The sequence below is a fragment of the Xenorhabdus stockiae genome (assembly GCF_002632825.1).
In the GTDB taxonomy this organism is placed as follows: domain Bacteria; phylum Pseudomonadota; class Gammaproteobacteria; order Enterobacterales; family Enterobacteriaceae; genus Xenorhabdus; species Xenorhabdus stockiae.
The window spans coordinates 1-7,204 of the sequence record NZ_NJAJ01000002.1; the positions used below are offsets into that span (position 1 = coordinate 1).

The window sequence follows — 7,204 nt, forward strand, 5'->3', positions numbered from 1 at the left end:
GACAAAACTGCGCCCACTGGGGGATGAAAAGACGACAAAAGTCGTCGACATCGCAGAAAATTTCAACTAACTTGTCCATGGCCTGTTCCTCCCCGGAGTCGTTTTAGGCTTTCACCAAAACTTTGCTCCTGGAACAGGCCTCTCGTCAATTTCTTATCCAGAATTCAGGTTAACTAATAATTTGCGGTCGGCCAGTCAATATAGCCTTCTGCTCCAGAACCGTAGTGGGTATTACGATCCAGACCAGTCAGTTCAATATTATAACGCAGGCGATTTACCAGATCAGGGTTAGAAATAAACGGACGTCCAAATGCAACTGCATCAACTTTTCCTTCCGAACGGCGGGAAATGGCCATTTCGAAGTCATAGTTATTATTACCGATATAAGCTCCTTCAAACAGAGAGCGTAGAGCATCCAAATCAACACCTTCAGGAATCAGACGGTCTTTCCCTGTTGTTCCTTCCACAAAATGTAGGTAAGCCAGTTTGAATGGGTTTAGTTGTCGGACCAGATAGCTATAAGTCGCCATAACATTGCTATCAAGTGGAGTTTCACCGACTTCGGTTGTAACAGGTGATAACCGGATGCCAACCCGACCATCTCCCCATACGCCGGTAACAGCTTTTACCACTTCCAGAACCAGACGAACCCGGTTTTCAATAGAACCACCGTATTGATCGGTTCGGTGGTTGGTTGAATCGCGTATGAATTGCTCCAAGAGATAATTGTTGGCTGAATGAATTTCTACACCGTCGAATCCTGCTCGTTTGGCGCATTCTGCTGCGTGCCTGTATTGCTCAATAATGCCGGGAATTTCATCCGTATTCAGGGCACGTGGCATCGAGGCTTCCTGCAAGCCTTTTACGGTATAAATATTTCCTGCTGCTTTTATAGCAGAGGGAGCTACAGGCGATTCACCGTTAGGTTGCAGATCAACATGGGAACAGCGGCCGACATGCCATAATTGCATCACTATTTTTCCACCCACTGCGTGAACGGCATTAGTGACTTTTTTCCACTCAGTTACCTGTTCTTCAGTCCAGATGCCGGGGGTCATGGCATATCCTCGTCCCTGAGCTGAAATATTGGTTGCTTCTGAAATGATCAAACCGGCGCTGGCGCGCTGGGTATAATAGGTCACCATCATTTCGTTCGGCACCCCTTCTTCATTAACACGAGTCCGAGTTAATGGCGCCATAACAATACGGTTAGCAAGCTCGATTTCTCCTAACTTAACCGGTGAAAAAAGGTCGGTACGAATACTATTGTCAGCCATAATATTTCCTTTAATAATTGACCAGTCGTCTATAAAAAAGATAAAAAAAATGCGACTACGATAGTAGCCGCTGGGTCGTCTCTATGGCGGAGTCAAATGGAGCGGTATCTTTAGCTACTTTAGCGACAAGAAATGCCCCCAGCCATAGTTGATATAGTGATTCAGCTAGTACGCGAGGCGATATATCCGCTGAGATAGAGTTATCACTCTGCCCTGACTCAATACACTGTGTCAGTTGATCGATAATGTCGACAGTACCTCGACAAAGAATTGCTCTCATTCCTTCAGAAAGGTCGCAGACCTCAGCCCCTAATTTAACCGTCAGGCATTTATCTTCAGGCTGGCCTGTTGTCTGTATTTCAGAACAGACGCGGAAATAGTTGAGCAAACGCTCACGAGCGGTGCCTTCGGTTGAGGATAAAAGTGTTCTGGCCCTGGACAAATATTCATTGAAATATTCCTTCAACAAGATCTGTCCAAACTCTTCTTTTGATTTGAAATAGTAATAAAATGAACCTTTGGGGACACCGGCAGCTGTGACCAGTTCGGCCAACCCAACGGCAGTGTAACCTTTGTGAGCGATAATTGATTTGGCAACATTCAGAATATGTTGCCTTGTGTCTGATGCAGATTTTTTCATAATGCTTTTATCATAATCATAATACTGACTGGTCGTCTAGTTATTTGTCTTATAAATTTCACAACTGATTATGAAATAGCATTGGTCTGTTTCTGATGCGTGACTGGTAAATTTTGTTTATCACATATCTTCCTTTTCTAGTTGAGGTGTCAGGTATGGAATCGTTACCACTTATCAGAGTATTAGGAAAAAGTGACGTTAAAGATTACCGAGAACTTCGGCTTGAATCTTTGTACATCAATCCCGAATCTTTTGGTTCAACGTATCAAGAGGAATCAACTAAAAATGAGCAGGAGTTTATCACCAGAATAACGGGTTCTTTGATTTTGGGCGCTTATTTAAATAATGAGTTAATTGGTATGATTGGATTTCAGCAAAATAGCAACTATAAAACCTTACATAAAGGAGTTATCTGGGGTTTTTATGTCAAACCGGGTTATCGTGGTTTGAAAGTTGGCGAAAAGCTAATGGATAACTTAATAATATTACTGAAAAAAAGTAACGTTAAAAAGTTATCATTAGCTGTGGTTGAAGAGAATGTCTCAGCGATTCATTTATATGAAAAAATGGGATTCAAGGTATATGGGAAGGAGCCTATCTCATTAAAAATTAATGAAGAAAAATACGTCAATAATATCTTGATGTGTCTGTTCATCTAAGTGTTAATTCAAAACCAATTATCACGTTTCAACCCGTTTTTACAGCGAAACGTGATTTTTGCTTCATAAGATTTAATCATTCGTTACGAATGAGTGTATTCGCGGATAAAAGATCTGCTGCCCGATGACATAGCTCTGTAAATATAGCAATTTCGCCCTGAGACATATGCGATGTGACAATATCAGCCATATTGCATTTACTTGCTTCGGTTCGCTGCAAGAATACCAATCCCTTCGGGCTTAATTTAGTGAGCAGTTCGCGCTTATCATGCTCACTCGATTCTTGTTTAACCAGCTCCTTATCTTTAAGTGAGCGTAAAATCTTCGATGTTTTTGAGCGGGTAAAACCGAGCTTTTCGCCAATAACGCCGGGGTTCATGGATTGATATTGCCGGAGTAAATGTAATACATCATATTGAGCCCAGGAAACGCCTTCAGGGTTTACCATCGTTCTTCTTGCAACAAGAACGCACTGGAGCCTGCTCAATGCATCTCCAAAAGGTGTTATCGCAATATCATGAGTGTTCTGATTATCCGTTTTCATATAACGCTTTTCTTTTTGTGATTCAGCTAACGGTAAATGGCAGGAGAAAATCATCCCGCCACTGTCTAAATTTTTTACTCAAATTGCTCCACTATTGTGATAAATATCCTCCATCAACAGGATAAATCCCCCCTGTGCAAAAGCTGGATTTTCCTGATAAAAGAAATGAAATAAATTCAGCAACTTCTTCCATTTTAGCCATTCTTTTCATGGGGTGGCAGTCTGAAAAGCGGTGTAATACTTCTTCTGGAAATTCATTTATCTTTGGAGTACTAACATAACCAGGGGCAACTGCATTTACCCGGATATTCTTACATGCAAATTCCAGTGCGGCGGTTTTCGTTAAACCAATCACGCCATGCTTTGCTACGGTGTAAGGCGATAAGCCAGCAATACCAACGAACCCATTAACGGCTGACAAATTAACTATCGCCCCTCCTCCTGATTTCAGCATCGCGGGTATTTCATATTTCATGCAATAGAAAACACTGCTCAATGTGGTGGAAATAACCCGATCCCAATTCTCCAGTGTTTGCTCTGGTATGGTTTTATTATGTTCACCAGTTATTCCGGCACTATTGACCGCAAAATCCAGCCTGCCAAAATAATTCACTGTGTTATCAATTAAACGGCAAACTTGGGCTGGATCAGACACATCACACTGAATACCCAGAGCACGTTTACCATCAGGTGATAAGGATTTAGCCTTATTTTCAACTGAAAACTTAGATCTGGATGCAATGACAACACTGGCCCCTTTTGCATATAAAATGTCCGCAACTTTTTCTCCGATCCCATCTGTGCTACCAGTAATAATAGCTACCCGACTGTTAAAACTCATAAATCCCTCCGTATCATTTTTACTATTGAGACACATGGATTTATCTGACTTTAACAGCCGATAGTGACAATTTTTGTCAGCAATATAGTTTCCACTTAGAAAATATATTTGATGTTTGTTAAAAAATTCACGAGGATGATATCCGTGTTTTCAGAATATTAGTTTCCATTAAGAAACTATAAATGCAGAATTTCATAAACACGAATACAGACTGACAATGCTTTTTACTTTTTCCAGTACCGTTTGCAGGGATTTTTGTTCTATCGAACCGATAGCAAGACGGATTGCATGTGGCACATATGAAGATGTAGCAAACGGCTCGGCTGTGGATACTGATATATGCTCCTTCATTAAAGCCATTGTAACCTGATCTGCCCTTACCCCCTCATCCAGCGGAAGCCAGACAAAATAGGATGATGGATGGCTGATATATCTCATCCCTTTAAAGACCCGTTTAACAATGAGTTGACGTGCTTGTGCATCATGACGTTTATCTTCTTCTAACTGGGTGATCATTCCGTTAGTGATCCACTCACAGGTAATGGCGGTAATTAAAGCCGGGGTATTCCATGTTGTTACCCTGATTATCCGTTCAAGTGCGGGGATCTTTTCTACCGAAGCAGCAATAAAACCAACGCGTAATCCGGTCGCAATACTTTTTGAAAAACCAGAAACATAGATTGTGGATTCAGGAGCCAGTTCCGCTAAGGGCGGCGGTGCATTCTCGACAAGAAAAGCATAAGAACCATCTTCAATCAGCAGCAGGTTATATTGTCGTGCCAGCGCCACCAGACGTTGCCGATGTTGCCGGCTCATCACCCATCCTAATGGATTGTGTAATGTAGGCATGGTATAGAACGCCCGGACATGCCGACGCTGACATAGCTTTTCCAGGGCATCCAGATCAGTCCCCTCGTTACCAGCAGGAACTGAAACAAGCTCCAGATGATAAGTCTTTGCCAGCGCTTTAAAACCCGGGTAAGTCAGAGTATCTACTGCAACTACATCACCGGGTTTCAACATAGCCATAACTGTTGTGGCTAAACCATGCTGAGCACCGCTAACGATAAGGGTATTATCTGTCGTGATACTCTTTAATCCCCTTGTTTTCAGATATTGCGCTATCACCGTTCGTTCATGCAAACGCCCGCCATGTGGTTGGTAACGAAGTAATGCTTCAAGATCGCCGGAAGTCGCCAGTTGGCGGAGGGAATTTCGCAACAATTCTGTCTGGGAGGGAAAAGAGGGATAGTTAAAACTTAAATCAACCATATCTGAAGCTACATGGTGTTCTAGACCCAAATCCGCAGGTAATGATATTTCCCGGACAAATGTCCCTCTCCCTGTCTCCCCACTCACGAGTCCCATCGCTTCAAGTTCAGTATAAACCCGGGTTGCTGTGACTAAAGACATCTTTTCATCAATAGCTAGCTGTCGGTGAGTAGGCAGGCGTGTTCCGGGAGGCAAACGGCCCGTTCGTATATCAGCAGCAAATTTATCAACTATAAATTTATATCGAGAGTGTGCCATTAAAAAAAGCCTCCGGTTTCAGTGCATTTCTCATGATAACGCCTGATTTATATGCGATTTGTACGGAAATGTATTCATGACAATAATTTGATTGTCATGAATGTGAGCAATATCATGATTTATCGTTATCACAGGTTGGTCAGTATTTTATTTATAGGCTTCAGTTAGATACTCGATAAACTCCAAGTTACAACGGGTAATATGAGGTGAGTTCTTATATTTCCCCGCGGTGCGGGGAGATAGACACGTATCTTGAAGTCGAGTTGGTATAGAATCTAATTACATGAGGTTTCAGAACAAACATGAAAAGTTTAACCATGAAACAGGATAGAACGAACGGATGGTTTAATGGCTTTCTTGGTGTATTGATTTTCAGTGGCTCTTTACCTGCAACAAAAGTGGCAGTAATGGATTTTGACCCTGTGTTTCTGACTGTTGCCCGGGCATCCATTGCCGGTTTATTGGCTCTGGTCATCTTATTAATTTTAAAAGAAAAGCGCCCTAAGTTAGAACAAATCGCGTCTCTGGTTATCGTTTCTATCGGTGTGGTCGTTGGCTTCCCTCTTCTCACCGCACTGGCACTGCAATATATAACTTCTGCTCACTCCATTGTATTTTTGGGTTTACTGCCTCTGGCAACAGCCATCTTTGGTGTATGGCGTGGAGGAGAACGTCCCCGCCCTGCTTTCTGGGTGTTTTCTGTCATCGGCAGTGCACTGGTTGTGGGGTTCGCATTTACTCAGGATTCAAGCGCTTCACTGACCGGAGATCTATTAATGCTGGCGTCTGTCATTGTCTGCGGGCTTGGTTATGCGGAAGGCGCAAAGGTTTCCCGGGAACTGGGTGGCTGGCAGGTGATATGTTGGGCCTTACTCATCTCATTACCCATCATGCTGATTCTGACATTGATATATATACCGGATACATTTAAAAACGTCAGTATGCCTGCCTGGATAAGTCTTGGGTATGTTTCACTCTTCAGTATGCTGATCGGGTTTATTTTCTGGTATCGCGGTTTAGTACAAGGAGGAATTGCTGCTGTCGGTCAGCTTCAATTACTTCAACCCTTTTTAGGTCTGGCTTTAGCTGCGAGTTTGCTGGGTGAATCTGTAAGCTTCCTTATGGTTATTGTAACGATTGGTGTAGTTTTCTGTGTCTTTGGTTCCCGACGATTTGCAAGATAGCTTCCGATCAGGTGAAACCATCTTCTTACCGCTTAGGAAGGTGGTATTCATCGTGTTGATGTTCCCTCCGTCGGTTCACACTTCAGCCGTTTAGTTCCCCCCTTGATTTAATAATACGTTAATGTTCCCTATAAACATTTAGTAATATTATTATAACCACTCGTTACTCCTGCCACATTAAACTGCCGATCAAGCTTAATTCTTTTATCTTTTTGGACTCAAGCAATACATGGGTAAAACAAAAAAACATAATAATTTTTTCATTATTTTGTTTCTGTTTAAGTTCATTGGTTTAGTTTTGATAACGTATTATTAATGCCACCTCCGTTGGCATCCTGATGTGCAAGTTAAGCACTATCCTCGCGCTTTAAAAAATAACCTAGATACAAATTTTGTTCTGAATGAAGCATTTGTATACAGAATGCAGCGCTATATCTGTGCCTGTTATTACATGCCCACTTTCATAATGAAATGAATTGTATCAGGTTTTTAGTTGACAGATTAATCCCTGAGATTCTGGAACTATAAA

7 protein-coding genes are annotated in these 7,204 nt (G+C 42.1%); 2 read left to right on the forward strand and 5 right to left on the reverse strand.

Annotated elements, in window-relative coordinates:
- Positions 1-173 precede the first annotated feature (173 nt).
- Both Xsto_RS00740 and Xsto_RS00745 read right to left on the reverse strand, forming a co-directional pair.
- Positions 174-1,277 carry an alkene reductase gene (locus tag Xsto_RS00740; RefSeq protein ID WP_099123795.1) on the reverse strand — a complete coding sequence of 368 codons (1,104 nt, stop codon included), beginning with the start codon at positions 1,275-1,277 and terminating at the stop codon, positions 174-176.
- Between the two features lie 55 nt (positions 1,278-1,332).
- Complete coding sequence (locus Xsto_RS00745; RefSeq protein ID WP_099123796.1) at positions 1,333-1,917, reverse strand: TetR/AcrR family transcriptional regulator; 585 nt, start codon at positions 1,915-1,917, stop codon at positions 1,333-1,335.
- Positions 1,918-2,072: 155 nt separating this feature from the next.
- Between Xsto_RS00745 and Xsto_RS00750 the strand changes: the two genes are divergently transcribed.
- A complete protein-coding gene (locus Xsto_RS00750) occupies positions 2,073-2,576 on the forward strand; it encodes a GNAT family N-acetyltransferase (RefSeq protein WP_099110189.1) in 504 nt (167 codons plus the stop codon).
- Positions 2,577-2,652: 76 nt separating this feature from the next.
- Here the strand turns inward: Xsto_RS00750 and Xsto_RS00755 are convergent, their stop codons facing one another.
- The 3 genes from Xsto_RS00755 to Xsto_RS00765 all read right to left on the reverse strand — a co-directional run bounded on the left by Xsto_RS00755 (position 2,653) and on the right by Xsto_RS00765 (position 5,491).
- Entirely contained in the window at positions 2,653-3,120 is a 468-nt protein-coding gene (locus tag Xsto_RS00755) for a MarR family winged helix-turn-helix transcriptional regulator (RefSeq protein ID WP_099110277.1), read from the reverse strand.
- A 91-nt stretch (positions 3,121-3,211) separates the two neighbouring features.
- Complete coding sequence (locus Xsto_RS00760) at positions 3,212-3,961, reverse strand: SDR family NAD(P)-dependent oxidoreductase (RefSeq protein WP_099123797.1); 750 nt, start codon at positions 3,959-3,961, stop codon at positions 3,212-3,214.
- A 192-nt stretch (positions 3,962-4,153) separates the two neighbouring features.
- Positions 4,154-5,491 (reverse strand): aminotransferase-like domain-containing protein, encoded by a 1,338-nt coding sequence (locus Xsto_RS00765; protein ID WP_099123798.1) that lies wholly within the window; start codon positions 5,489-5,491, stop codon positions 4,154-4,156.
- A gap of 302 nt (positions 5,492-5,793) precedes the next feature.
- Between Xsto_RS00765 and Xsto_RS00770 the strand changes: the two genes are divergently transcribed.
- Positions 5,794-6,675, forward strand: a complete 882-nt coding sequence (locus Xsto_RS00770) for a DMT family transporter (protein WP_169926567.1) — start codon at positions 5,794-5,796, stop codon at positions 6,673-6,675.
- The last annotated feature ends 529 nt before the right edge of the window (positions 6,676-7,204 follow it).